21 protein-coding genes are annotated in these 23,771 nt (G+C 66.4%); 13 read left to right on the forward strand and 8 right to left on the reverse strand.

The features are described 5' to 3' along the window. Window positions 1-83 precede the first annotated feature (83 nt). Window positions 84-857, reverse strand: a complete 774-nt coding sequence (locus AC5Y30_RS25040; protein ID WP_499921908.1) for a PIG-L deacetylase family protein — start codon at window positions 855-857, stop codon at window positions 84-86. Next, the gene (locus AC5Y30_RS25045) at window positions 854-1,807 is read right to left on the reverse strand and encodes an acyl-CoA dehydrogenase family protein (protein WP_499921910.1); all 954 of its coding nucleotides are present in this window, start codon (window positions 1,805-1,807) and stop codon (window positions 854-856) included. The genes AC5Y30_RS25040 and AC5Y30_RS25045 overlap by 4 nt, the downstream gene beginning before the upstream one ends. A gap of 295 nt (window positions 1,808-2,102) precedes the next feature. Between AC5Y30_RS25045 and AC5Y30_RS25050 the strand changes: the two genes are divergently transcribed. Beyond that, a complete protein-coding gene (locus tag AC5Y30_RS25050; protein ID WP_499921911.1) occupies window positions 2,103-2,678 on the forward strand; it encodes a nucleotidyltransferase family protein in 576 nt (191 codons plus the stop codon). On the opposite strand, the gene AC5Y30_RS25055 is transcribed toward AC5Y30_RS25050, so the two are convergent. Both AC5Y30_RS25055 and AC5Y30_RS25060 read right to left on the reverse strand, forming a co-directional pair. Further along, window positions 2,675-2,932, reverse strand: coding sequence for a DUF7218 family protein (locus AC5Y30_RS25055; RefSeq protein ID WP_499921913.1), 258 nt, complete (start codon window positions 2,930-2,932; stop codon window positions 2,675-2,677). The genes AC5Y30_RS25050 and AC5Y30_RS25055 overlap by 4 nt on opposite strands. 74 nt (window positions 2,933-3,006) lie before the next feature. Beyond that, a complete protein-coding gene (locus AC5Y30_RS25060; RefSeq protein WP_499921915.1) occupies window positions 3,007-5,109 on the reverse strand; it encodes a catalase in 2,103 nt (700 codons plus the stop codon). 114 nt (window positions 5,110-5,223) lie between these two features. Here AC5Y30_RS25060 and AC5Y30_RS25065 point away from each other — a divergent pair, with 114 nt between their 5' ends. From AC5Y30_RS25065 to AC5Y30_RS25075, 3 genes are read left to right on the forward strand one after another with little or no spacing between them, the layout of a single operon-like run. Next, window positions 5,224-6,237 (forward strand): chemotaxis protein CheB, encoded by a 1,014-nt coding sequence (locus AC5Y30_RS25065; RefSeq protein WP_499921917.1) that lies wholly within the window; start codon window positions 5,224-5,226, stop codon window positions 6,235-6,237. Further along, window positions 6,234-6,992: an STAS domain-containing protein gene (locus AC5Y30_RS25070; RefSeq protein WP_499921918.1), complete on the forward strand. Its 759-nt coding sequence runs from the start codon at window positions 6,234-6,236 to the stop codon at window positions 6,990-6,992. Before AC5Y30_RS25065 ends, AC5Y30_RS25070 begins: the two co-directional genes overlap by 4 nt. 52 nt (window positions 6,993-7,044) lie before the next feature. Beyond that, entirely contained in the window at window positions 7,045-8,886 is a 1,842-nt protein-coding gene (locus AC5Y30_RS25075) for a CheR family methyltransferase (protein WP_499921919.1), read from the forward strand. Here the strand turns inward: AC5Y30_RS25075 and AC5Y30_RS25080 are convergent. Beyond that, on the reverse strand, window positions 8,883-9,794 hold the full coding sequence (locus tag AC5Y30_RS25080) for a chemotaxis protein CheB (RefSeq protein WP_499921921.1): 912 nt from the start codon (window positions 9,792-9,794) through the stop codon (window positions 8,883-8,885). The two genes, AC5Y30_RS25075 and AC5Y30_RS25080, sit on opposite strands and share 4 nt — an antisense overlap. A 172-nt stretch (window positions 9,795-9,966) precedes the next feature. Here AC5Y30_RS25080 and AC5Y30_RS25085 point away from each other — a divergent pair, with 172 nt between their 5' ends. The 3 genes from AC5Y30_RS25085 (at window position 9,967) to AC5Y30_RS25095 (ending at window position 13,332) form a co-directional block, all read left to right on the forward strand. Then, complete coding sequence (locus tag AC5Y30_RS25085) at window positions 9,967-11,139, forward strand: glycosyltransferase (RefSeq protein ID WP_499921923.1); 1,173 nt, start codon at window positions 9,967-9,969, stop codon at window positions 11,137-11,139. 34 nt (window positions 11,140-11,173) lie between these two features. Further along, complete coding sequence (locus AC5Y30_RS25090) at window positions 11,174-12,253, forward strand: helix-turn-helix transcriptional regulator (protein WP_499921925.1); 1,080 nt, start codon at window positions 11,174-11,176, stop codon at window positions 12,251-12,253. A gap of 113 nt (window positions 12,254-12,366) precedes the next feature. Continuing rightward, window positions 12,367-13,332, forward strand: coding sequence for an alpha/beta fold hydrolase (locus tag AC5Y30_RS25095; protein WP_499921928.1), 966 nt, complete (start codon window positions 12,367-12,369; stop codon window positions 13,330-13,332). Here AC5Y30_RS25095 and AC5Y30_RS25100 read toward each other — a convergent pair. From AC5Y30_RS25100 to AC5Y30_RS25110, 3 genes are all read right to left on the reverse strand, one after another. Then, a complete protein-coding gene (locus tag AC5Y30_RS25100; RefSeq protein WP_499921930.1) occupies window positions 13,327-14,673 on the reverse strand; it encodes a flavin monoamine oxidase family protein in 1,347 nt (448 codons plus the stop codon). The genes AC5Y30_RS25095 and AC5Y30_RS25100 overlap by 6 nt on opposite strands. A gap of 90 nt (window positions 14,674-14,763) precedes the next feature. After that, a complete protein-coding gene (locus AC5Y30_RS25105; protein WP_499921932.1) occupies window positions 14,764-15,879 on the reverse strand; it encodes an Rv3169 family protein in 1,116 nt (371 codons plus the stop codon). Beyond that, entirely contained in the window at window positions 15,879-17,015 is a 1,137-nt protein-coding gene (locus AC5Y30_RS25110; protein WP_499921934.1) for a phosphotransferase family protein, read from the reverse strand. Before AC5Y30_RS25110 ends, AC5Y30_RS25105 begins: the two co-directional genes overlap by 1 nt. A 46-nt stretch (window positions 17,016-17,061) precedes the next feature. On the opposite strand from AC5Y30_RS25110, the gene AC5Y30_RS25115 reads away from it, so the two are divergent. The 6 genes from AC5Y30_RS25115 to AC5Y30_RS25140 all read left to right on the forward strand — a co-directional run bounded on the left by AC5Y30_RS25115 (window position 17,062) and on the right by AC5Y30_RS25140 (window position 23,755). Continuing rightward, window positions 17,062-17,664: a TetR/AcrR family transcriptional regulator gene (locus tag AC5Y30_RS25115; RefSeq protein ID WP_499921936.1), complete on the forward strand. Its 603-nt coding sequence runs from the start codon at window positions 17,062-17,064 to the stop codon at window positions 17,662-17,664. Then, on the forward strand, window positions 17,661-18,548 hold the full coding sequence (locus AC5Y30_RS25120) for an SDR family NAD(P)-dependent oxidoreductase (RefSeq protein ID WP_499921938.1): 888 nt from the start codon (window positions 17,661-17,663) through the stop codon (window positions 18,546-18,548). The genes AC5Y30_RS25115 and AC5Y30_RS25120 overlap by 4 nt, the downstream gene beginning before the upstream one ends. A gap of 154 nt (window positions 18,549-18,702) precedes the next feature. After that, on the forward strand, window positions 18,703-20,874 hold the full coding sequence (locus tag AC5Y30_RS25125; protein ID WP_499921939.1) for an acyltransferase family protein: 2,172 nt from the start codon (window positions 18,703-18,705) through the stop codon (window positions 20,872-20,874). Between the two features lie 235 nt (window positions 20,875-21,109). Then, a complete protein-coding gene (locus tag AC5Y30_RS25130) occupies window positions 21,110-22,093 on the forward strand; it encodes an FkbM family methyltransferase (RefSeq protein ID WP_499921941.1) in 984 nt (327 codons plus the stop codon). A gap of 241 nt (window positions 22,094-22,334) precedes the next feature. After that, on the forward strand, window positions 22,335-23,276 hold the full coding sequence (locus AC5Y30_RS25135; RefSeq protein WP_499921943.1) for a DUF4129 domain-containing protein: 942 nt from the start codon (window positions 22,335-22,337) through the stop codon (window positions 23,274-23,276). Then, the gene (locus tag AC5Y30_RS25140) at window positions 23,273-23,755 is read left to right on the forward strand and encodes a hypothetical protein (protein ID WP_499921945.1); all 483 of its coding nucleotides are present in this window, start codon (window positions 23,273-23,275) and stop codon (window positions 23,753-23,755) included. Before AC5Y30_RS25135 ends, AC5Y30_RS25140 begins: the two co-directional genes overlap by 4 nt. Window positions 23,756-23,771 lie beyond the last annotated feature (16 nt).

Raw genomic sequence — 23,771 nt, forward strand, 5'->3', positions numbered from 1 at the left:
CCGCCGTCCCCGACGCGCGGGCTCGCTACGACACGAACCGACGGGGGCGCATCCTGATTGGAACACCCGGCGGTCGGTGCGGGTCACCGAAAGACGACCTCGCCCACCGCGCGCAAGCGCGGCAGCACGCAGCCCGGCAACCTGGGCGCGGCGCCGTCGCCACTGCGCTCGAATTGGCTTCGATAACATTGCGCCGCACGCAGTTTGCGTTCCGACGCCCAACTGGGTGCGGGCACCGAGTAGGCCCGGTCCCACGGCACCGCCTCGTCGGCTGGAAATGCCAAGTGCCACATCCACACCGGATATTCCAACAATGTCGTCGCGGTACGCGCACACGCGGCCGAAGCCGCGAGGCCGACGGCTTCGTGGTCGGGATGGCCGTCCCCGCGCCACGTCGCCGCACACCAGGTCCCGGGTCCGGCCTCGTCGAGGATTTCGGTCAGCGTCTCGGTGATACCGTCTTCGTGGTCTGCCAGCTCACCGTCGGGCAGACCCAGCATCAACGGCGGCGGGGCGTTCAAAAGGTTTGTCGCTCTGCGTAATTCGCAACGACGGATGGTCTGCCTGCGAAGCCGCTCCGACGCTGACGTGCCGGGCCGGGCGGCGCCACCGTCGCTGACGCAGACCACTCGAACGCTAACCCCGCGCGCGGTCAGCTGAGCGATTGTGGCGCCCAGCCCGAGGGTTTCGTCGTCGGGGTGAGGAGCCACGACGATCAGCCGTAAACACTCCGTGAGATCCAACGTCGGCAGGGGGCTCTCCGCGAAAGCGGCCAGCCACAACGGCGCTGGCGTGCCGCCGTGGGTGAGCGATTCGGCCGCAAACCGGGTGCGGTTGCCCGCCGACGCGGTTGTCATGGCGCCCGCATCCCCTGCTGTCCCGCCAGGCGTCCGAGCTCGGCCAAATCCCGCTCCGCATGGCTTTGCCGGATGTAGATGCTCAGATCGGCCACGCGTTGCGCGTGCCGGCCGTCCTGGCACAGTGGGCCGGGGCCCAGAGCGCGCCCGGTGCGCGTAATCGCTTCATCGACCGCGTGTTCCACCACCGTGCGGACTCGACGGGCGAGAAGCTGCGCTGTGCCGGCCCTGTCGAAGGGGTCGTCATCGATCTGAGTCGCCGCTGCGGACAGGATCGCATCGCCGGCGGCGAGCGCGGCGTCCACCGCGCCAAGGTGCGCGAGCGAGTACGCGTCGGCCGACTGGCTTGCGGCGCAGCGGTATAGCGGGTCGGCGACCCGCCGCGCACCGCCCAGCCAGCAGGCAGCCACACCGATGGCGCCGTGCCAGAACCCGGGCCGCTCCAGATAGGCGTCGGGATCGCCCACCGCCACGGCTTGGGCATTGGTGAACTGGACCGGCCTGGTATCGCTGCCGGCCATCCCGGCGTTCCACCACGTGCTGGGCAACGCCTTGACGGTGGGGTCTATCGCGGCGACGGCGAACAGCCCGCGCGTTCCGTCGTCAAGGCGCGCGGTGACCAGCGCGTGCGTGCAGAATCCCGCGCCCGCGCACCACACCTTCGTCCCGTTCAGCGAGAACGCGCCGTCGTTGCTGGTGGCCGTCAGAACGGCGTCCGGCGCCTCGGCCGTCCACACCCCCCACAATTGGCCCGGTTCGGGCGGCTTGCCGCCCAATTCGTGAAGTATCGCTACCGCATCGACGTGCGCTTCGGCGATCCTGGCCGCCACGATGTTCTCTTCGGCCAGGCGCGCCAGACGCTGCCAGCGTTCGGCTGTGCGCCCCGATGCGGGAAAGGGCAACTCAAGTCGTCCGGACTCCAGCCAGTGCTCAACAAGGCCCGCCGTCACGCGCAATCACCCGCCGCCGTTCTCCCCAATGGTGTGAGGTAATCGGCGAATCCGTACGGGTCCCGAGCCGGGATTCGCTTCGACGTGATCACCGACAAGTCGGTGTCACGATCTGTGTGGTGGCCGACCGTGTGCGCGCCGGACCTCAGCTGACCGACCACTACAGCGGCAGCGTCATAGGCGCATGGCACGGCGGTTGACATAACCCCGAGATTTCCCAGTTCGCCACAAGTTAAACGGCCTTGGCCGCCTCGCCAGGTTGCTCCCGGGACAGGCCGGGTATGACCTATTCACCATGGCAGCTACCGAAGCCCAGCCCGATCCACCCGCGTGCGCCACGCCGTTGCGGGACGCGCTGCGTGGCGCGGCGTCAGCTCTCAAGGCGAACGGACCACGTTTCGCCCTGGCCGGCAGTTATGCGTTATGGGTTTACGGGGCACCGGAACCCCGTCACGACGTGGACCTGGTGGTGGCGGAGTCCGATGTCGAAGCGGCCGTGACAACCTTGGCCGACGCGGGATTCGTCATCGAGCGTCCGCCGGAGGACTGGCTGTTCAAGGCCCGCAGCGCCGACACGCTCGTCGACGTCCTGCACCGGATCAACGGAGTCCCGGTCGACGCGGGCATGCTGGACCGCGCCGAACAGCAAGAGGTGCTCGCCATCGGCATGGCGGTGTTGCCGCCCACTTTGGTGATCGTCCAGCAGCTACGGGCACTGCACGAGCACCACTGCGACTTCGCCAGGTTGCTGCCGGCGGTGCGCGCGGTACGCGAACGGCTGGACTGGGAGGCGATCCGAACGATGACCAAGGACAACGACTACGCGGTCGCGTTCTTGGTGCTGGCCGAGCGGCTCGGCCTCACCAGCTAGTGATTACGCAGTTTGGCGACCAACTTGTCTTTGGTCAGGCTTGAATAGCCGGACATACCAAGCTCTTTGGCCCGCTTCTTGAGTTCCGCCACGGTCCAGTCCTGATAAGACCCGGACTTGCCGCCCTTACGCGCGACCTTCGACTTGCCCTGGGCGGCGGCCGCGTTAGAGATGCGCGCGGCCTTCTCCTTGGAGTCGCCCTTTTTACGCAAATCCTGATACAGCTTTTCATTCTTGATCGACGAACGCGGCATCAGCGATCCTCCTGTCCACCATGAGACGCCCCGAATCTCGGAGTGCCCGCCCCGGGCGCGGAGAAAACCACGTCTTAGGCAGGAATCGGGTCGGTGCGCCGCTCCCAGCAACGGTGGCGGGCGAGAGCGGCGGCCAGCTCCTCGACGAAGCGGTCCGGCAACTCATCGGCAGCGGCTTTGGTGGTGATGACGGCTTGATCGTTGACGACGTCGGTGTCCTCGGCGAGTCGATTCGTGATGCCGGCCGTGCGGAGCAGGTCGACGCCCGCCCCGTAGGCGCCGATCGGCTTCAGATGTTTGAAGGCCTCGGTCACGAAGTGCACCGCGTAGCCGTCGTCGGACAGGGTCTGCACCGATTGTGGCCCGCACGCCACCACGACGGCGTCATAAAGCACCGATGCCATCGTCGTGAACGATCGGTCGACCGGAAGCTCGCCGCCGGATCCGCCCTCCAACGTGCCACCGGCGACCGGTGCCAACACCTCGACCATGGCGCCGCGTTCGCCCATCTGCTCGATGAGGCGTTGCGTCCCCACCACGTCGACACCGTTGGCGGCCAGGACCGCGATTTTGCGCGAGGTGATGGTGTCGCTGACACCGATCTGGGAGAGCGCCGGCGACGGGGCCACCCGATTGTCGACGGGCTCCTCGGGCGGATCGGGAAGACCCAGCTTCGCCGCCACCTGCGCGGCCAGCCCACTGTCGACTCGCGCGAGTTGTTCCACCACGGCCGAACGGATCTCGGGCACTTCGACCTTGCCGAGCTCGAAGGCGAACGCGGCAACGATGTGTTCGGCTTCGACCGCCGACATGCTCAGCCAGAACATCCGCGCCTGGCTGTAGTGGTTCTCAAACGACTTGGCGCGCTTGCGCATTGTCTCCCCGTCGAGTCGCTCTGTGTAGTGGCGGAAGACGTTCTCATCGGCCAGCGCCGGGCAGCCGCCGCCGATGCTGTTCTTGAAGTAGCTCGAGCGCCCCTGCGGGATCGCGTGCTGTCCGTAGCCGTCATGCTGGTTGGTTCGCACTTCGGCCACCGGCCGGTTGATCGGCAGTTGAGCGAAGTTGGGGCCGCCCAGGCGGATCAGCTGAGTGTCTAAGTAGGAGAAGTTGCGGAACTGCAGCAGCGGATCGTTCGTGAAGTCGATGCCGGGCACCACGTTCGCCGTGTGAAACGCCACCTGCTCGGTCTCGGCGAAGAAATTGTCCGGGTTGCGGTTCAGCACCATTTTGCCCACCGGGCGAACCGGAACCTGTTCTTCCGGAATGAGTTTGGTCGCGTCGAGCAGATCGAAATCGAAGTCGAACTCGTCGGGCTCGGCGATCAGCTGCACGCCCAGCTCCCACTCCGGGTATTGCCCGGACTCGATGGCCTCCCACAGATCGCGGCGATTGTAATCGGGATCCTTGCCGGCGATCTTTTGGCATTCGTCCCAGATCAGTGAGTGCACCCCGAGCCGGGGCTTCCAGTGAAACTTGACGAAAGTGCCTTCCCCGCTGTTGCTTACCAGCCGGAAGGTGTGCACGCCGAAGCCCTGCATCATGCGGTAGCTGCGCGGGAGCGCCCGGTCCGACATCAGCCACATGATGGTGTGCAGGGTCTCGGGCTGCAGCGACACGAAGTCCCACAATGTGTCGTGTGCGGACTGCGCCTGCGGAATCTCGTTGTGCGGCTCTGGTTTCACCGCGTGCACGAAGTCGGGGAATTTGATGCCGTCCTGGATGAAGAACACCGGGAAGTTGTTGCCCACCAGGTCGTAATTGCCTTGTTCGGTATAGAACTTGGTGGCGAAGCCGCGTACGTCGCGCACCGTGTCGGCCGATCCGCGCGACCCGGCCACCGTGGAGAATCGAACGAACACCGGCGTCTGAAGGCCCGGAGTGGTCAAGAATTTCGCCGCGGTGTGATCGGCCAGCCAGTCGTCGTATGGCTCGAAAAAACCGTAGGCGCCGGCTCCACGTGCGTGCACCACGCGCTCCGGGATGCGCTCGTGGTCGAAGTGGGTGATCTTCTCGCGGGCGTGGAAGTCCTCCAGCAGTGTCGGTCCTCGCTCACCGACCGTCAGCGAATCGTCGGTGTGGTCGACGCGAACGCCCTGTTGCGTGGTCAGGTATCCGGTGTCACGGCGGAACCGCGCGGAGTCCAGATCGCGCTGTTTCGGATTTTGATCGGCGGCCATGGCTCGCCTCCTTTCAACCGTGGGGAGTACCACCGTCTGACCGGCGCAAACGGGATGACCGCGGCCCTATCCAGGACGGAAAGGGTTGCCTACCATCTATAGGGGTAGTCGAAAGTGGTGATTGAGACGGCTGAAGTCGGCGCCCTGCAAGGTGTGGTAGCGATCGGTGCGTCGGCGGGAGGCGTCGAAGCGCTGTCGAACCTTGCGGCCGGGTTATCGCCGGACGTGCCCTACGCCTATCTGATGGTGCTGCACATCCCCCCCGGCGCGCCTAGCATCTTGGCCCGCATCATCGACCGCAGCGGTCCGCTGCCCGCGGTCGCCGCCGAGGACGGGGCACCCCTGGAACAGGGGCGCATCTGTGTCGGGGTTCCGGATCGCCATCTGCTGGTCGCCGACCATCATGTACTCCTGTCGCAGGGGCCAACCGAGAACGGGCACCGGCCTGCGATCAACGCGTTGTTCCGGTCGGTGGCCCTGAACTTCGGGCCCCGCGCGATTGGCGTGTTGCTTTCTGGCGTGCTCGATGACGGCGTGCTGGGAATGGGAGCCATCCGTTCGCGAGGCGGCACCACCATCGCGCAGGCACCTGAGGACGCGTTGTTCCCGGCGATGCCCATCAATGCCGCCGAGGCCGGCGTGGTGGATCGGCAGTCCTCGGCGGCCGGCATCGGCGCGGTCCTCAAAGAGCTGTCGCACCGAGAGATAAAGGATATTCACGTGGAGCGCGACTCAGCGATGGAGCTCGAGAACCGCATCGCCATGATGTCGCGGTTCGCGACCGACTTCGACACCGAAACATTGGGAGTCCCATCGGGTTATACCTGCCCCGACTGCAACGGCTCGCTGGTCTCCATCAGTGAGGCCAACTTTCGCTGCCAGGTGGGCCATGCGTGGACGGCCGAGGCCCTGCTCGGCGCGCGGGACGCCGAGCTCGAGGGGGCGATGTGGATTGCGGTGCGCAGCCTGCGGGAAAAGGCCAAGCTGGCCCGCGACATGGCCGGCAAAGCCGGAACCGGGTTACTGCACCGCCGCTACACGGCAATTGCGGACGAGACCGAGCGCGCCCTGACACTACTCAGCGATCGGCTGTCGGCCACTGCTCAACAGGAGGGCGAAGCCGGATGAGCGATGATCGATTAGCCGTCCGAATCGAGCTGGAGACCTCACCCGACCTACCGATCCTGACCGTCGAGGGCGTGCTGGACAGCTATACCTATCGAACCGTTCGCGACGCCGTCATCAAGGCCGCGATCGACGAGCCCCGCGCGGTGATCGTCGACGTCAACCGTCTGCGCGCGCCATCGGCTTCCGCATGGGGGGTGTTCACCAGCGCCCGCTGGCACGTCAGCATCTGGCCGGACGTGCCGATCCTGCTCGTGTGCGGCGAGCCGCGGGTGCGGCGGGAGATCACCAACGCCGGTGTTACTCGCTATGTGCCGATGCATGCCAGCCTGGAGCTTGCCCAAGACGCCCTGCAGGACCGGTCGCTTCAGGTCCGGCGGCGGGCGCGCGCCAGCCTTGCGCGAAATAGCAGCAGCCTCGAGGTTGCGCGCAGTGTGATCGCGGAATGGCTTTCCCGGTGGGACATCAGTGAGGTGATTCCGGTCGCTGCCACACTGGCCACCGTCTTCGTCGAAAACGTCCTCGACCACACCGAGAGCGCACCGGTCTTGATTGTCGAGAGCTTTCAAGACACGGTCACTGTCGCTGTGGAGGACAACAGTTCCCACCTGCCCGGGCGCCATGAAGATGCCGACCTCGGGGCGGATATCGTCTCTGGGCTGGCCATCGTCGCCGCTATGTGCCGGGCATGGGGTGCGACCCCGACGTCGTCGGGCAAAACGGTCTGGGCATTGATCGGTCGGGAAAACCACTTCTGACGTCGCGAGTAATGTTCAAATCCTTCGATACACCCCTATCGACGGGACTTGGATGGAATCCACGACTGACGAGGCGTTCGAAGCCCTGCTGCGCTATATGCGGGACTCGCGCGGCTTCGACTTCACCGGCTACAAGCGCACCTCGCTGATGCGCCGCGTCCGCCACCGGATGGACCAGGCGGGCTACACCGCATTCGACGAGTACCTCGATTTCCTGCAGGCCAGCTCCGACGAATTCACCGCGCTCTTCAACACCATCCTGATCAACGTCACCTCGTTCTTCCGCGACCCGGATGCCTGGGAGTTCGTCAGCGCGGAGGTCATCCCGCGGCTGCTGGCCGAGCGCGGCCCCAACGATCCGATCCGGGTGTGGAGCGCCGGCTGCGCCTCCGGACAGGAGGCCTACACGCTGGCCATGCTGCTGGCCGAGGCGCTGGGACCCGACGGATTCCGGCAGCGCGTCAAGATCTACGCCACCGACGTCGACGAGGACGCGCTGAGCGAGGCGCGCATCGCCTCCTACGACGCCAAGGCGGTCGAATCCGTACCCGCGGATTTGTTGGGACGCTACTTCGAACACGTCAACGGCCGCTACGTATTTCACAAGGACCTGCGCCGCGCGGTGATCTTCGGGCGTAACGACCTGGTCAAGGATGCGCCGATTTCGCGCGTCGACCTCCTGGTGTGCCGTAACAGCCTGATGTACCTCAATGCGGAGACCCAACGAAACGTGTTGGGGCGTCTGCATTTTGCCCTTGCGCCGCAGGGCACGCTGTTTTTGGGACACGCCGAGATGCTGCTCAGTCACGGCGACCGGTTCGCCCCGCTGAACCTGAAACACCGCATCTTCCGCAAGGCGGCCGGAACCCACGGCGGCGTGGATCGTTACGACCCGAACGCGGCGTTCTACGAACGCAACATCGACCTGGCGGGGTTGACGACGGTGCGCGACTTGGCCTTTCGTGCCAGCCCGGTGGCACAGATCGTGGTCACCGGTGAAGACACCGTCGCGATGATCAACCAGCAGGCCGAGTCCATCTTCGGGCTCTCGGCCCGCGACATCGGCCGGCTGCTGCGCGACCTCGAGGTGTCCTACCGTCCGGTCGAGCTGCGCGCGTACCTGGAGCAGGCCAAGGTGGAGCGGCGCTCGGCGCGGATCCAAGACGTCAAATGGCAACGCCCGGGCGCCGAAACGGTGTGGTTCGAGATCCACGTCAATCCACTGGTCGACGCCGAGAACGGTCTGCTCGGTGTGTCGATCGTCTTCTTCGACGTCACCGCGACCCGCGCGCTGCTCGACAAGGTCGTCCAGACCAACCGCCAGCTGGAGGCCGCCTACGAGGAGCTGCAGTCCACCAACGAAGAACTCGAAACGACCAACGAGGAATTGCAGTCCACCGTTGAGGAACTCGAGACCACGAACGAGGAATTGCAGTCCACCAACGAAGAACTCGAGACGATGAACGAGGAGTTGCAGTCCACCAACGACGAACTGCACACCATCAACGACATGCTGCGCGAGCGCAGCCTGGAACTCGACGAAGCCAAGCATTTCCAGGACTCGCTGATCGACTCGGTGCAGATGGGCATGGTGGTGGTCGACCGCGAGATGAAGGTGATCTTGTGGAACCGCGGCTGTGAGGAGCTCTGGGGATTGCGTGCAGATGAGACGAGGGGGACCGGGCTGACAAATCTGGACATCGGCCTACCGCTCGACGCTGTGCGGCCGCTGATCGGCAACGCTTTCGTCGACCCGGAGAGCTCCGGCGAAGTCGTGGTGGAGGCGGTCAACCGGCGTGGCCGCCCGGCGACCGTGCGCATCACCTGCACGTCGTTCCGTTCGATCGAGGGGACGGTCGGCGGGGCGTTGCTGCTGATGGAGGTGGTGGGTTAGCCGCCCGCAGTGAGGTGGCCCGCTGCTGTGGTGGGCCACCGGGTGGTTGCCTCCTCGGCCGCCTGGTGAGCCAGCTGAGCGCGGGACCGCGACTCCTGCGCCCTACGCCGGGCCATGGCGACCGTTTCCCGCGTGGCACCGAATCCCGCCGTCAGCTCCTTGCGGCGGCGTTCGAGTTCCGCCGCGCGCAGCCGGGCGAGCTCGCCCCGCGCCGCCGCGCTATTGGTCGCAAACTTCGGAGGCAGCCGATCGAGAACGTCGTAGGTGGTGAGGGTGGCATCGGGTCGGTCTTCGGGAGTCGGTGCCGACGATTCTCGCCGGGGGGGCAGCGCCGCACCTCCGACAATGTCGGTGAGAACGCCGGAGATCTCGTCGACATCCAAGACCAGATCGGCGCCGGCGCGGGCGGCAGCGATCGGCATTGACGGGTACTGCGCCGTCTCCGGGCTTTGGGCGATGACGACGGCACCGGCCAGCTTCATCGCGACGGTGCCCGCCGCGCCGTCATGTCCGGAACCCGACAGCACCACCGCGACGCTGCGCGGGCCGAACGAGCCGGCGACCGACGCCAGCAGCACGTCGAACACCAGCGCCTGATGCTTCTGGGCAGTCTGCAGGCGGCAGCGGCCGTCGGAGTCGAGTTGCAGCAGTATCGCCGGTGGGCAGACGACCACCTGTCCGGACCGCAGCACCATTCCGTCCTGCGCCCAGCCGATCGCACGTCCCGTGTGGCGGTGCAGGATCGTGGTCAGCAGGCTGTGGTGACCGCCCAGGTGTTGTTGCACGACGACGGCGGCGGGAAAGTCGCGAGGCAGACCTCGCAAAACGGTCGACAGCGGCTCCAGACCGCCTGCCGACGCCAGCAGGACCACCAGCTGAACGCCGCGGCCTTGCTTGTCAGTCGTCACCTCTTAAGTCTCCACCGTGTCGACCTGCCGACATAGCGCTGCGGCGGACGCAGCGGCCGGCAGGCGAAAGCTAGGCCAGCCTGCGAAGATGCCGTCGGGCCGTTTCGCGACTATCGAGCAGGGTATTTCGCCTACTGTTGGCGGATGGGCGTGGCGCGCGGAGGGATTGCGGTTGAGGATTGCAATTGTCTGCGGCGATGACATCGTCGGGCAAGACCCGGAGCAGTTGTGTGCCGCCCTGGCGGCCCAAGGGCATGACGCGACGGCGTGTCTGCGGCGCGCAACTCGACGCGCTGTACAGGCGGCGGCCGAGGGCCACTACCGATGTATGTCGGCTCCCATAGGCCCGCGCAGGGCCGCACCGCCCGTCGAGGTCCTGCCCTATGTGGGAGAGTGGGCCGCCAAACTCGAGCGCGCCTGGTCCAAAGAACAACCCGACGTTGTGCACGCCTATGGCTGGCTGGCCGGCCTGGCGGCTCAGCTGGCGGCTCGCCGTCGGCGTATCCCCGTCGTGCAAACGTTTCTGGGTCTGGCCGCGACGTCGCGCGGACAGGCCGACGCGGAACACCACAGCGAACGACTGCGCGTCGAGCCGCTCCTGGCGCGCAGCGCGGCCTGGGTAACGGGCGAGAGCAGCGACGACGTCGACGCGCTGGCCCGGCTGCGGCGTAGCCGCGCCCGAGTGTCCGCACTGACTTGCGGCGTGGACTCCTCGCTCTACGCGCCGGCCGGTCCGGGGGTCTCACGTAACGGGATGCAACGCATTCTCTGTGTGGCACCAAATCCTTTGCGGTGCAACGGTATCGATATCGCCATCCGTGCCCTGCCTAACGTGCCCGGTGCGGAGTTGGTGATCGCGGAGAATGACGCCACGAACGGTGTCCACAACGACGCGCGGGCTCGGCTGCGACATCTTGCTGTGGAGTTGGGCGTGGGTGACCGCGTCCGCTTTGCCGGAACGGTCAGCGATGACGAATTGCCGAAGTTGATGCGGTCCGTCGACGTCGCGGTGTGCACGCCTCGGCAGCCACCACGCGCCACCGCCGTGTTACAGGCCATGGCCACCGGGATGGCGGTAGCCGCGGCCACCGTGGGCGTCCTGGCCGACGTCGTGCTGGACGACATCACCGGCGTCATGGTGTCGCCGGAGAACCCCGCGGCCTTGGCTGTGGCATTGAGAAAGCTTGTGAGCCAAAGATTTCAAAGCGAGAGCATGGGCGCGGCGGGCCGAACCCGCGCCGTGTCGCGCTTCGCGTGGGAGCGAATAGCGCTCGATGCGCTGAGCATCTACGGAAGCATCGGGTCGCCGGATCGGGCAGGTTTGCGACCGACGGCGGCGCGGTGATGCGAGCGCACGCGGTCCTTTTGCAAGGCCGGCCATGACCATCGCGACGAGCGGGATCGACGGCAAAGCCGCCAGGGTCGTCATCGGTTCTGCCGGCGAGTCGCCCGACGGGCCTCGATCCAACTACTGCCCGAATTGTCCCACGCCGGATGCCGAGCACGGGTTCCGTCCGGTTGTCGTGCAATACAAGCAGTTTCGCACCACCGATGCGCAGGCGGCGCGGCGATTCTTCGCCGGCGCGTATCAGCCGGGTTGGCTCATCTCCGGACTTACCAGCCACGCGGCGGTGTCACACCGGCGTAGTGATGCCGGCTCCATGATGGTGGACGAGGTGATGATCCAGGGACGTGTGACGCTCGAGATTCCCGCCGCCGACACCACTGTGGTGATCCAGCCGCGCGCGGGATCGTTGAGTGTCGCTGGTGGTCCTGTCGCCACCGCAGACTTTCCCCTCCTTGTCGCCCATGGCATGCCATGCGTATTGCACTGCAAAGGGGCACGTTTCGACGTGGTGACCGTCGAGGCCGACGTGCTGAACAAAGTCGCGGCGGATTGGCAGACATCGCTGGGCCAGCAGACTCAGTTCGTGAATTGGCGGCCGCGCTCGCGTGCCGCCGTACGGGCGTGGCACCGAGCGCTGGAGTATGTCGTCGGCACCTTGGCCTCCGCCGACACCGCCCACCAGCCGCTGATCGCCGCGGGGATGGCGACCTTGCTCGCCGGTGCGCTGCTCGAGTGCTACCCGTCCAACCTCACCGAACAAGATCCCGCCAGTGACCTCGCTCTGCCAGAAACGCTGAAGGAGGCGGTGTCTTTCATCCACCGTCACACCGCAGACGACATCGGCATCAACGAAGTCGCCGCCGCCGTGCATCTGACGCCCCGAGCTGTCCAGTACCTCTTCCGCAGGCAGCTCGACACGACGCCCACCGAGTACATGCGTCGTGTCCGACTCAGCCACGCCCATCAAGAGCTGGTCGCCGCGACCAGTGCTACCGCGACAGTCACCGAAATCGCCCAGCGGTGGGGATTCGCCCACACCGGACGGTTCGCGGTGCTCTACCGGCAGACGTACGGCCAGAGCCCGCACACCACGCTGCGGCAGCAGGTCTAAGCATTTCTTAAGAATCGGTTGCCGGATTCGCCAAAAGCGGACCGACTCCAGGCATAAGATCGTCTCATCCTTAGCTGCGGCAATGGGGCCGCGTTCGAGGGGGGAGCGGAAACATGAGTGCTCGACGGTCGGCTCGCTCAGTTGACCCGTTCCCCGACCGGCTGCCGCCGAGTGAGACCGTGGCTGTTAGGGCCGCCGACGGCACCCGGCTGCACGCGGAGGTGTTCGGGCCGCCCGACGGTTATCCGATTGTCTTGATCCACGGCATCACCTGCGCGATACGGGCGTGGGCATATCAGATCGCCGACTTGTCCAACGACTACCGGGTGATCGCGTTCGATCATCGCGGCCATGGACGAAGTGGCGTACCGGGACGCAAAGACTACAGCCTCAAACATCTTGCCTCCGACCTGGATTCGGTGCTGGATGCGACCCTGGCGCCGCACGAACGGGCCGTGGTGGCGGGTCACTCGATGGGCGGCATCACCATCGCCGCGTGGTCTGAGCGCTACCGCCACAAGGTTCCCCGGCGCGCCGACGCCGTCGCGCTGATCAACACCACCACCGGTGATCTGATCCGGCAGGTGCAGCTGTTGCGGGCGCCCTACGGGTTGTCGCCGGCCCGGGTTCTCGCCGGGCGCGCCCTGATCAACGCGTTCGGCGGGTTCCCGCTCCCGCGTGCGGCACGTATCCCGAGCCGGTATGCGGTGGCGATGCTGGCCACCGGACGAGACGCCGACCCGAGTGTCGCCAGGCTCGTCTGCGAGCTGTTCGAGAACACATCACCGGCCGGACGGGCCGGCTGTGCGCGGGCGCTGGTGACCGCACTGGGGTCGCGGCATCTGAATCTGGACGGGCTGACCGTGCCGACGTTGGTCATCGGCAGCGCGCTCGACCGGCTGACCCCGATCAGCCAGTCCCGCAGGATCGCACGCTGCGCGCCCAACCTGATCGAGCTGGTTGAACTGCCCGGCGGCCACTGCTCGATGCTGGAACACCCGCGTGAGGTGAATCGCCACTTGCGCGGACTCGCCGAAATGGCGGTCCACAACGCGGCCACCCGCCGTATCAGCTCATAGCAGGGCGGTGATCTCGGCGGCGGCGCGCTGCCCGGAGCGGATCGCCCCGTCGAGAAACCCGGTCCACTCGTCGGCGGTTTCGGTGCCGGCCCAGTGAATCGGCCCGACTGGTTCGCGCAGCCACGGCCCGAACCGCGTCCACGACCCCGGCGGGACCGCGGCGGTGGGGCCGCCGGGCGCGAATTCCTCCACCCCCCAACAATGATCGACATAGTCGAGGGGTTTGAGCGCGTCGTCGCCGAAAAGCGTTGCAAAACAACGCAATGCGTCACGGCGGCGCTGATCGCCGGGTAGCGAGTCGAACGCGCGGGCGTCGACGAAACCCATCAGGATCCCGGGGCCCTCCGGATGCGGACTGACGTCGAAGGTGATGAAGACGGGGCCCTCGTCGGACAGCGCCTGTCCGGAAAATCCGTTGGTCCGCCAAAACGGCGTGGAATAGGCCGCGTACGCCTTGCTGAGCCGGCCCTGCGGCCAATGCTGGGCGAGTTGCTCGTATTCGGCGGGCAACGGGGGAGCGAACTCGATCGAGGCGCGGTGGGCGGGCGGGATCGCCACGATGACGAATCCGGCTTCGGTCGCACCGAGATCGGTCGTGACGGTCACGCCCGCGCCGTGGCGTTCGATTCGGCGAACCGGAGCGTTGAGGACCACCCGCGCGCCCAGGTCGGCGGCCGCGGCCTCGGCGATCTGTTGTGTGCCACCGGGAAAGCGATCTTGTTGGGCACCGTCCTTCACGTCGAGCAGCCGGTCCAGGCCACCGGCCGCGTGCGCGTAACGGGCGGCGTGCAGCATCGACACGTCGTCGGGTTCACATCCCCACGTCACCCGCGCCACGATCGCCAGCAGGTCGTGCGACGAAGCGGTCGCGCGCACGGAGCGCAACCAGCCGCCGAGCGACAAGCCGTCGAGTTCGCGGGCGCGGCGGGCATCCCACGGCGCCGCCAGCGGGATGCTGCGGGCGATCCGGTCGAACTGCCACCGCAGCCGGCCGATGTCCAGCAGCCCGGTCAGCGAAAGCTTGGGGATGGTGCCGTGATAGGCGTGCGTCCACCCGCGCCAATGGATGAGGTTCTTGCCGTCGTGGTGGGTCGGGGTGGTCGGGACGTCGAGTTCGGCCGCCATCGCCAAGACCGCGTCCTGGGTCGGCCCGACGAAAGTGCCGCCCAGATCGGCCGGCAAGCCTGCGACGCTGCCGGTCAGCGACCGCCCACCGACTCGGTCACGCCCCTCGAAAACCACCACGTCGTGGCCCTGTTGAGACAGCTCGCGGGCCGCCGCGAGTCCGGCAAAGCCCGCACCGACCACGACAACGTCGACAATCCGCGGGGGTTTCGGCACGCGGTCCAGTGAACCGCATTTCGACGGATTTCACCGCAAATTGTGCAAGCTGTCGGAGCGTCTCCCGGCCTCGCCGCGGCCACCCTGCGGCTATGGCGCGACCGTCAGCCAATCTTTGAAGCCAGAGGGGTCGTGCCGGCCCAGCGCGCCGTGTTCGTAGAGGCCCCAACCCTCGACCGGCCTGCCGTCCCCGTCACGGCAGATCGCGCGGCCGACGTGGTCGATCACGCCGAAGCCCGCTCGCCCGATGATGGCCGGATCGGTCATGTCGTAGGTCAGGCGCTCGGCGAACTTCTCGCCCTTCCACATGCCGTGTGTCCAGTCGGAGTCACCGCCATAACCGCCGCCGACGTGAATGGGCACCGGCAGCTTGGACTCGATGTCGAAGTGCACCGGGGTGCCGTCTGGGGTGGTGGCGTCGATGGTCGCGCCGGTCGGGATGCGGGTGCCGGAGCGGTAGTGGATCTTGACCCGCGGCCAGCCCAGCTGCTCGACGCGGCCGTCGCGCCAGATCCGGGTGCAGTCGTTGAGCGAGCGGAACCCGTTGGGCTCCTCCTGGATGATCAGCACGATCGCGAAATCGTCGAAAGCCATTGGTACGTACAGCCACCACATGCCCTCGAAGGGCGGATCCGCGGGACGGCCCGCGGGCTCGGCCTCGCCGATCGGACGGATGCCCCAGGACCGATCGCGGCTGCCCAGCCACGTCTTGGGATCGACGGCGATTTCCTCACCGTCGACGATGATGTGTCCGCTCCAGCTGCCCAACTGTGCAAAACGTTGCGCGTCCAGCGTGACTCGGTTGCCCGATCGCAGGATGTGCGGCTGCTCCTGAACGACGTCGAAAAGCCCTTTCCAGGTGAGATCGGCTGCGATGCCTTCGGTTTCGTCGAGGACGATCCGTAGCTGGTGTAGCGGCTCGATGACGTCGACGCGGTAGCCGTTGACGCGTTGGTTGAGCCGGTCTTGGTCGATGGCGTCCGAAACGTGTACGGCGGTCTGGGTGTCGCCGCGCCTGATGAGCAGGAACGCATCCTTGACCCCGAGGTTGGGGTAGTAGCCGATGCCGCTGATCACGAAGATGTCTCCGGTGCGGTCGTGGGCGTTGAAGTAGGAGCGGTCGTAGAAGTTGCGGTCCGAGGAGCCCGGCCACGCTATCGGCTGGGGAATCTGATGTACCGGGAACTCGTCGAGCGGTCCGAGCATTACTGGTCCTCTCCGATCAAGCGCCACATCAATCCGGCGTGGTAGAACAGCGATTCGACATCGTCGGGCTTCTCGGTCTCGCCGAAGTGCACCCGCCGAGCGCCGGTGCGCATGAACACGCAGGCCCACATCACGCCCGAGTACACGTAAAACCAGTGCAAGTCGCCGACTTCGACGCCGGCCAGCCGCGCGTAGGTGGCGCGCACGTCCTCCTCGCGCATCACCTCCGGCAACCCCGGCAGCGTTGCCAGGCCGGCGAGTTCTTGAAAAACCATGTGTGCGAATATCATCCACGCCACATCGAGCTCACGCGGTCCCAGTGTCACCATTTCCCAGTCCAGCACCGCGACCGGCCGGAAGTCGCTGTACAGCACGTTGCCCACCCGGGCGTCGCCCCACAGCAGCACGGGCTCGGTGGCCGCCGCCTCGGCCGGCCAATTGGCTTCCAGCCAGTCGAAGGTCCGCTCCAGCAGCGGTGATCGCCCGATGTCGGGCACCGCGAAGTCATACCAGGACCGCACCCAGTTGAAGTGCTTGCGCAGGGCGGTGTCGCCGGATTGCCCCTCGGTGAGGAAGCCAAACGTGCTCTGCGCGTTCGGGATCGAATGCAGCGTGGCCAGTACGCCGACGGTGGCGTCCTGCAGTTCACGCTGCCGCTCGGCGGGCGCATCGGCGAACCAGTTGCCGCCGAACGTATACGGCATGACGTCGGGCGGCACCTCGCCCTCGACGTAATCCATCACGAAGAACGGTGTGCCGAGGATTTCGCCGGTGTTCTCCAGCCAGCGCACCCGCGGCACGGGCACGTCGGTCAGCTCGCCCACTTTCCGGATGACGTCGAATTGGTGGTCGAGCCGATAGGTGGGGAAGACCTGCACGTCCTCGGCCGTCGGCGCCACCCGCGCCACCAGCTTCTGTTCGGTCGGTCGCCCGTCCTGCTGCCAGCGCGTCGTCAGGATGATCGTCTCCGAGGACATGCCCGTCGAGTCCACGCCGCTCTCCACGATCACCTCGGGATTCGCGTCGCCCGGCAGTACGGTGGAAAGCCAGCGTGACAGCACCGTCGGCAACGTCGTGACGTCGCGGCTGGAGCGCTGGAGCCGGTCGATGTTGTCGACCGCCGGTTCTGTTGCCATAAGGTGCCTCCTTCGTTGAGGCAATTACGATACGGTAGGTAGCGTTATGAAAGCAGACCCGTCCGGCCTTGACAAGGCCTCCGGCGCCGGCCGCCCGCGCGATCCGCGTATCGACTCGGCGATCCTATCGGCGACCGCCGAACTGCTGGTCAAAACGGGCTATTCCAACATCAGTCTGGCGGCGGTCGCCGAGCGCGCCGGCACCACGAAATCCGCGCTGTACCGGCGCTGGTCGAGCAAGGCTGAGTTGGTGCACGAGGCGGCCTTCCCGACGGCCCCGACCGCGCTGGAGTCGCCGGCCGGGGATATCGCCGCCGACATGCGGATGATGATCGAGGCCACGCGCGACGTGTTCACCACGCCGGTGGTGCGCGCCGCGCTGCCCGGTCTGGTCGCCGACATGACCGCCGACCCCGCGCTCAATGCGCGGGTGATGTCGCGATTCGTGGACCTGTTCACCGCGGTGCGGGTGCGGCTGCGCGAGGCGGTCGACCGGGGCGAAGCCCATCCCGATGTGGATCCGGACCGACTGATCGAGTTGATCGGGGGTGCGACGATGCTGCGGATGCTGCTGCGCCCGGAAGAAGAACTCGACGACGCGTGGGTGGAGCAAACCACGGCCATCGTCGTGCACGGGGTGCGGCGATGACGGGGCGGCTGGCGGGCCGCGCCGCGATCGTCACCGGTGGTAGCCGCGGCCTGGGCCGGGCGATCGCGCTGGCCCTGGCGGCCGACGGCGCCGCGGTGGCGGTCGCCGGGCGGACCGAAGAGGTGTGGGACGAACGGCTGCCGGGGACCATCGGTGACACGGTCGCCGACATCGAGGCGGCCGGCGGGCGTGCGGTGCCGATTCGGGCGGATCTGACCGACCGCGATCAGGTCGCCGGGCTGGTGGAATCGGCGCGACAGGCGTTGGGCCCCATCGGGATTCTGATCAACAACGCGGCCTTCACCGCCCCCGGGCGGCCACCCGCATCCGGCGAGCGGCCACGCGACAAGGCCGTCAAAGCGGGTGCTCACGCCAAAGCGGGTGCCGCCGTCAAACCCGGCTGGCCCGGGTTCGTCAGCACGCCCCTGCAGGCGTACCGCAGGCATTTCGACATCGCGGTGTTCGCGGCTTACGAGCTGATGCAGCTGGTGTGCCCCGACATGATCGAGGCGGGGGGCGGCTCGATCATCAACATCACCTCGGTCGCGTCGCGATTGCCCGGAAACGGCCCGTACGCCGACCGCAGCGGCGGGGTGCTGCCCGGATACGGCGGATCGAAGGCCGCGCTCGAGCACCTCACCCAGTGCGCGGCCTTCGATCTCGCCGGCCACAACATCGCGGTCAATGCCCTATCGCCCTCCAAACCGATTCTCACGCCAGGGCTTTCGTACTATGCCCGCAACTTCGATGAGACCGCGTCGCAGGACGAATTCGCCCGCGCGGCGGTCGAATTGGCTCTGGTCGATCCCGCCAGGGTCACCGGGCGCACCATCGGTCACCACCAGGTGCTCGACGGCAGCTTTCGTCCCTTCGCGACGGACTAGGCGGGCAGCTGGACCTCGACGTGGGCTTGTTGCCACGTGAGCGCGTTCGTGAGCCGCCGGTGCGCGCGTCCGGAATGCCCTGCAAAACGGTCCACTCGGCGTGGCGAAATGTAACAATGCCCCTACTCGAAGGACGCATCCTCTTACGAAGTTGGTGACCTTGGGCCAGAGCCACGTTAGTTCCGTCGAAGGGCTTCAGGGACAGCGCTCGGCACCGGCGAGTTTTCGGTCAGACATCGAGGGCTTGCGCGCGGTCGCGGTGTTGGGCGTTGTCCTTTTTCACGCTGACGTGCCCGGTGTCGGTGGTGGGTACGTCGGCGTCGACGTGTTCTTCGTGATCTCCGGCTTTCTGATCACGGGGCTGCTGTGGCGCGAGGTGAGCACCGTCGGCACCGTGCGGCTGCGCCGTTTCTACGGGGCGCGTGCCCGCCGACTGCTCCCCGCGTCTGCCACGGTCGGCGTCATCACGGTGATCGTCTCGGCGATCGTGTTACCTCCGTTGCAGGCCCGTACCGTTTTTGGGGACGGCATCGCCAGCGCGCTGTATGTCGGGAACTACTGGTTCACTCTGCAAGCCGTCGACTACTTCACCGCTGTCTTGCCCTCGCCGTTCCTGCATTACTGGTCCTTGGGCGTAGAAGAGCAGTTCTATTTGGTGTGGCCGCCCATGATCATCGGTACGGCATGGCTCATCCGGCGCGTGCGACGCCGCAGCAAGGCCGAGGCACCCTCGTCGCAACGCCCGTATCTGGCGGTCCTTGCGGTGGTCGCGGTCGTGTCGTTCGCGCTGTCGCTGGCGGCCACTTACGTGGTGCCTTCCTTTGCGTTCTTTTCGCTGCCCACCCGGGCATGGCAGTTGGCCGCGGGTGGTCTGGTGGCTTTGACGGCGGGCCACTGGCGCCGGCTTCCGGCAACGCTTGCCGCGATTGCGGGATGGGCAGGGCTGGCGATCATCTTGCTGACTTGCACCCTGCTGAGGACGACCACGCCCTATCCGGGGACTGCTGCCCTTTGGCCGGTGCTGGGCGCGGCGCTGGTGATCGGCGCCGGCTGTGCCGCGCCCTCCTATGGATGTGGGCGCGTCCTGGCATTGTCGCCGATGCGGGCGATCGGCAGGGTGTCGTATTCGTGGTACCTGTGGCACTGGCCGGTTCTGGTGCTCGCGGCGCCGTTGCTGGGCCACTCACTGGGCTTGGTCGGCAGGTTGGCGGCGGTATGCGTCTCCGGCGGGCTGGCAGTGCTGACACTGCATCTCATCGAGAACCCGTTTCGATTCGCCGCCGCCATACGCCGCTCTCCGCTTCGTAGTCTCGCGCTGGGCGCCGGCGCCACCGCTCTAGCGGTCTGTGTGGGCGTGGCGCTGCTGGTATGGATGCCACTTCCGGTCGGCCGGGGTGCACCAGCTCCGGCGCCGACCATCAACGCATCGCCCCCTCCAACGGGGCGCAACATCGACGCTTACAACGCGGCGGTGCAGCGCGCGTTCGCCCAAGTGCAGACCGCGCTCGCGGCATCCGCGGACCTGAAAGCCGTACCGTCGAATCTGACCCCGGCGCTTGCAGATGCGGAAAACCAACTCAGAGCCATGACCCTCGACAGCTGCATGCGCGATTTTTTCCAAGTCGACCAACCCGAATGCGCGACCGGCGATACCACCTCCACCACCACGGTGGCCCTGGTCGGCGACTCACATGCCATGATGTGGAATCCCGCGTTCCGACAGCTGGGCACCCAGCGGCGCTGGCGCCTGGAGATGCTGATGAAGGCGGGCTGCCCGTTGATGGACATACCGATCGGAAACACGCGCAGTTTGCACTGCGACCAGTGGCGCGATCGGATCATCGCCCGGCTGCGTGCGGAGCGGCCGCGACTGGTCGTGGTGAGCATGTGGCGGGGGTATGGGTCCAGCTTCGGTTGGGTGCCCGATTTCAGGACGTATGACTCGGCGTGGATGGGCAGCTTGACCCGCCTCGTGCAGCAGCTGCGCGGCATCGGTACCCAAGTCTTGGTGCTCGGGCCGATCCCGGATCCTCATGTGGTGGTTCCCGTCTGCCTGTCCGGGCATCTCGATGACGCGACAGCCTGCTCGCCGCCACGATCGCGGGCGGTGAACGAGTCCGGCATCGCGGGTGAGTCGGCCGCCACCAAAGCCGCGGGCGGACAGTACGCCGACGTGACCGATCTGTTCTGCACCGCTGACCGCTGTCCCGTCATCGTCGGCAACGCCCTCGTGTACGCGGACTGGAATCACCTGACCGGCGATTATTCCCGGCTATTGGCTCCGGCGATCGGGGCGCTGGCCGACCGCGCGCTCGCCGAGAGCTGATTTGCACATCACTCATCGTCTCTATCTTCTGCAGGGCAAGCACTTTCGTGACTAGGCAGACGAGAAGCGTCAGCCAGGAGGTATCGATCGGTCTTTCGTCAGGTCACCCTTGAGGGTGGGCTTAAGGGCCAGACGCATGTGTCGTTCGTTCGCCGACACATGCCGGTAATCGCGATTTTCCCTCCGCAAGTGGCGATTTCACATGCATCGACTTATCGGAGGCTAGGCTGTGCAAATGATCGAGGCGCGGATGTTGGCGCTATGGCGGAAATACATACAATCGCTGCGGACCGATAAGGAACACGTCGGTGTTGCCGAGCGCCTCATGCGGGGATTGCCGGTAGTAGTGCCGTACTACGCAGTAGCTTTGGTGCTATTGATCCGCGCCACATTGTTGCGGCCGCTCACCGTCGATCACACCACCGAAGACGGCATCCATTTTCGATGCCGGCTGCCAGACGGTGTCCAGACGTTCGTGTACTTATTCGGAACGTGGGAACCCGACCTCACGGCATTCCTGCGCCGCCGATTGCGGCCCGGCGACACCTTCATCGACGTCGGTGCGAACGTCGGGTACAAGAGCGCGATGGCCAGCAGACTAGTCGGTCCGCGCGGCGTCGTTGTGGCGATAGAACCGGCTCCCATCGCGAACACCGCACTACGGCAAACGATTGCGATGAACGATCTCGCCAACATACGCCTGGTCAGTGCCGCCGTCTCGGATCGCGACGAGGAACTTCCGCTGTTCGTCGGACCCAGCTTCCTCTCTCTGGGCCGCTCTACGACGGTCCCCCGAGCGGCTCAAGGTCACCCTCTACTCCGTGAACACGGCCGCGTGCGTGCCGCACCGCTCGGATCACTGGTGACTCGCGAGGAACTGGCCACCACGCGCCTGATCAAAATTGATGTGGAGAGCGCCGAAGACCGCGTGCTCACCGGCATGCTGACATCCCTCGATGAACTCGCATCGGATGCGGAAATCTTTGTCGAGGTCGAGGCAAAATGCTGGAGCGATCCGCGGCTGCGACCCATCGATGTGCTGCGGCCCTACCTCGAGCGCGGTTACCACGTCTACCTGATGCCGGCCAACTACTGGCCGTGGCGCTACTTGTGGTCAAAGGATGTTAGCGCCCCGAAGCGGCTTCGCGACCTCGCGCGATTGGAGCGCCGCGACAGATTTGACATCGTGCTGTCACGCATTGACGCCGACGAGCTGTGACTTGGTGTCGGTGCACGCGGCGATTCGCGCTGCCACCCACGGCGGCAACAGGGCGGCGTCGATCGTCTCGACGGGGATAGGCAAGGTCCGACCGGCGGACCGGCGACGAACCGGGACGAATCGCCAATAGTCGAGGACGCGAGCGCCCACCGCTTCTTTCCTGGCGTCATGCTCGTCTGACGTGCAAGTATGAGGAAAGCCAGTGCGCAAAAACCGATCGAGTGGCGTGCCAATGCCTGGTATGGACAAGCCGACAGGGCGAGTCGTTGCCCTGATCGTTCTGCTGTTCGTGGTCGCCGCCGCCCTGCGCGGCTACCTTCCGGCTCGGCACGATGCGGCGCGCAGCGAGTCGGGCGGCCGGGCGGCGCTGGCCTTCGTGGTAGCGATTCTCGCCGTGACGCTTGCGTTGATCGCGGTCGCCGTGGTCGCGCGCTTGCGGGATCCCCGTACTCCCGCGCCGAGTGCTGGCGGGCTGTCCGACATGCTGGGCACCGGCAGGGGACGACCCAGCTGGCGCGTGCTGTTGATCGGACTCGCCGTGATCGTGGCGTGGCTGGGGATCGTGATATTGCTGACCCGCTTCCTGCCCCACGGCGTCGCGCCCGGCCCGTCACCGCCCGACAGCGGCGCAGCGCCGTCGACACAGCCGCCCGCACAGCCACCGGCGCAGCATCCGAACCGTCCGCGCGACGCATCGCAGAACATGCTGGGAATCCTGCTCGCCTGCACCGTCGCCATGTTGGTGATGTTCGTCGCCGGGACGGTCGCGTCGGCGCGGCGGCGCTGGCGTCCGGCGGTCCCGGGCATCGCCGACGAGCCGGCGGAACCCCCGCCGCCCCCGGCGCGTTCGGAGTCGCTGGCGCGAGCGGCCGAGCGTGGATTGGCCGAGATGACCGACCTGAGCCGAGAGCCGCGCGAGGCGATCATCGCCTGCTACGCGGCGATGGAACGTGAACTCGCGCAGGTTCCCGGCGCAGTGCCCCAGGAATTCGACACTCCGACCGAGGTGTTGGCCCGCGCGGTGGAGCACCACGCTTTGCACGCCGACAACGCCGTCCAATTGGTGAACCTGTTCGCTGAAGCGCGGTTCAGCCCCCATGTGATGAACGAGGGCCACCGCGACGTTGCGGTGCGCGTCCTTCAATTGGTCCTCGACGAGCTGGGCTCGCGGAGCGTTGCATGAAAAAGATTATCTCCCTGGGCATTTGCCTGATCATCGGCATAGAACTGTTGGCACTGTCCCAGCATGATCGACGATGGGTGTTGGCGGCCTCCGGTCTAGGGCTGGCTCTGGTGCTGCTGAGCCTGCGTCGTGCGCTGGCACGTGGATTCGATGCCGACGCGGAGCCAGACGTTGACGATCTCGGGGATTCGTTGCGCCGCTGGCTGTCCAACACCGAGACGACGATTCGGTGGTCGGAGTCCACCCGGGCCGATTGGGACCGGCATCTGCGCCCAATGCTCGCGCGCCGCTACGAGATGACGACCGGCCAAAGGCAGTCCAAGGATCCTGTTTCCTTCCACGCGACCGGCCGGATCCTCTTCGGTCCGGAACTGTGGGAATGGGTCAATCCCAACAACGTCATTCGCAGCGGTGACCGCCAACCCGGCCCGGGCCGTGCGGCGCTGCAGGAGATTTTGCAAAAGCTGGAGCAGGTATGACAGGAGGCGCGATCCC

The sequence above is a fragment of the Mycobacterium sp. NGS27 genome, from assembly GCF_059813005.1.

Bases quoted from the DNA above. Each gene is read 5' to 3' on its own strand.
- AC5Y30_RS25040 (WP_499921908.1), bottom strand. From the start codon at position 857: ATGACAACCGCGTCGGCGGGCAACCGCACCCGGTTTGCGGCCGAATCG.
- AC5Y30_RS25050 (WP_499921911.1), top strand. From the start codon at position 2,103: ATGGCAGCTACCGAAGCCCAGCCCGATCCACCCGCGTGCGCCACGCCG.
- AC5Y30_RS25055 (WP_499921913.1), bottom strand. From the start codon at position 2,932: ATGCCGCGTTCGTCGATCAAGAATGAAAAGCTGTATCAGGATTTGCGT.
- AC5Y30_RS25060 (WP_499921915.1), bottom strand. From the start codon at position 5,109: ATGGCCGCCGATCAAAATCCGAAACAGCGCGATCTGGACTCCGCGCGG.
- AC5Y30_RS25070 (WP_499921918.1), top strand. From the start codon at position 6,234: ATGAGCGATGATCGATTAGCCGTCCGAATCGAGCTGGAGACCTCACCC.
- AC5Y30_RS25075 (WP_499921919.1), top strand. From the start codon at position 7,045: ATGGAATCCACGACTGACGAGGCGTTCGAAGCCCTGCTGCGCTATATG.
- AC5Y30_RS25090 (WP_499921925.1), top strand. From the start codon at position 11,174: ATGACCATCGCGACGAGCGGGATCGACGGCAAAGCCGCCAGGGTCGTC.
- AC5Y30_RS25095 (WP_499921928.1), top strand. From the start codon at position 12,367: ATGAGTGCTCGACGGTCGGCTCGCTCAGTTGACCCGTTCCCCGACCGG.
- AC5Y30_RS25105 (WP_499921932.1), bottom strand. From the start codon at position 15,879: ATGCTCGGACCGCTCGACGAGTTCCCGGTACATCAGATTCCCCAGCCG.
- AC5Y30_RS25110 (WP_499921934.1), bottom strand. From the start codon at position 17,015: ATGGCAACAGAACCGGCGGTCGACAACATCGACCGGCTCCAGCGCTCC.
- AC5Y30_RS25115 (WP_499921936.1), top strand. From the start codon at position 17,062: ATGAAAGCAGACCCGTCCGGCCTTGACAAGGCCTCCGGCGCCGGCCGC.
- AC5Y30_RS25120 (WP_499921938.1), top strand. From the start codon at position 17,661: ATGACGGGGCGGCTGGCGGGCCGCGCCGCGATCGTCACCGGTGGTAGC.
- AC5Y30_RS25130 (WP_499921941.1), top strand. From the start codon at position 21,110: ATGATCGAGGCGCGGATGTTGGCGCTATGGCGGAAATACATACAATCG.
- AC5Y30_RS25135 (WP_499921943.1), top strand. From the start codon at position 22,335: ATGGACAAGCCGACAGGGCGAGTCGTTGCCCTGATCGTTCTGCTGTTC.
- AC5Y30_RS25140 (WP_499921945.1), top strand. From the start codon at position 23,273: ATGAAAAAGATTATCTCCCTGGGCATTTGCCTGATCATCGGCATAGAA.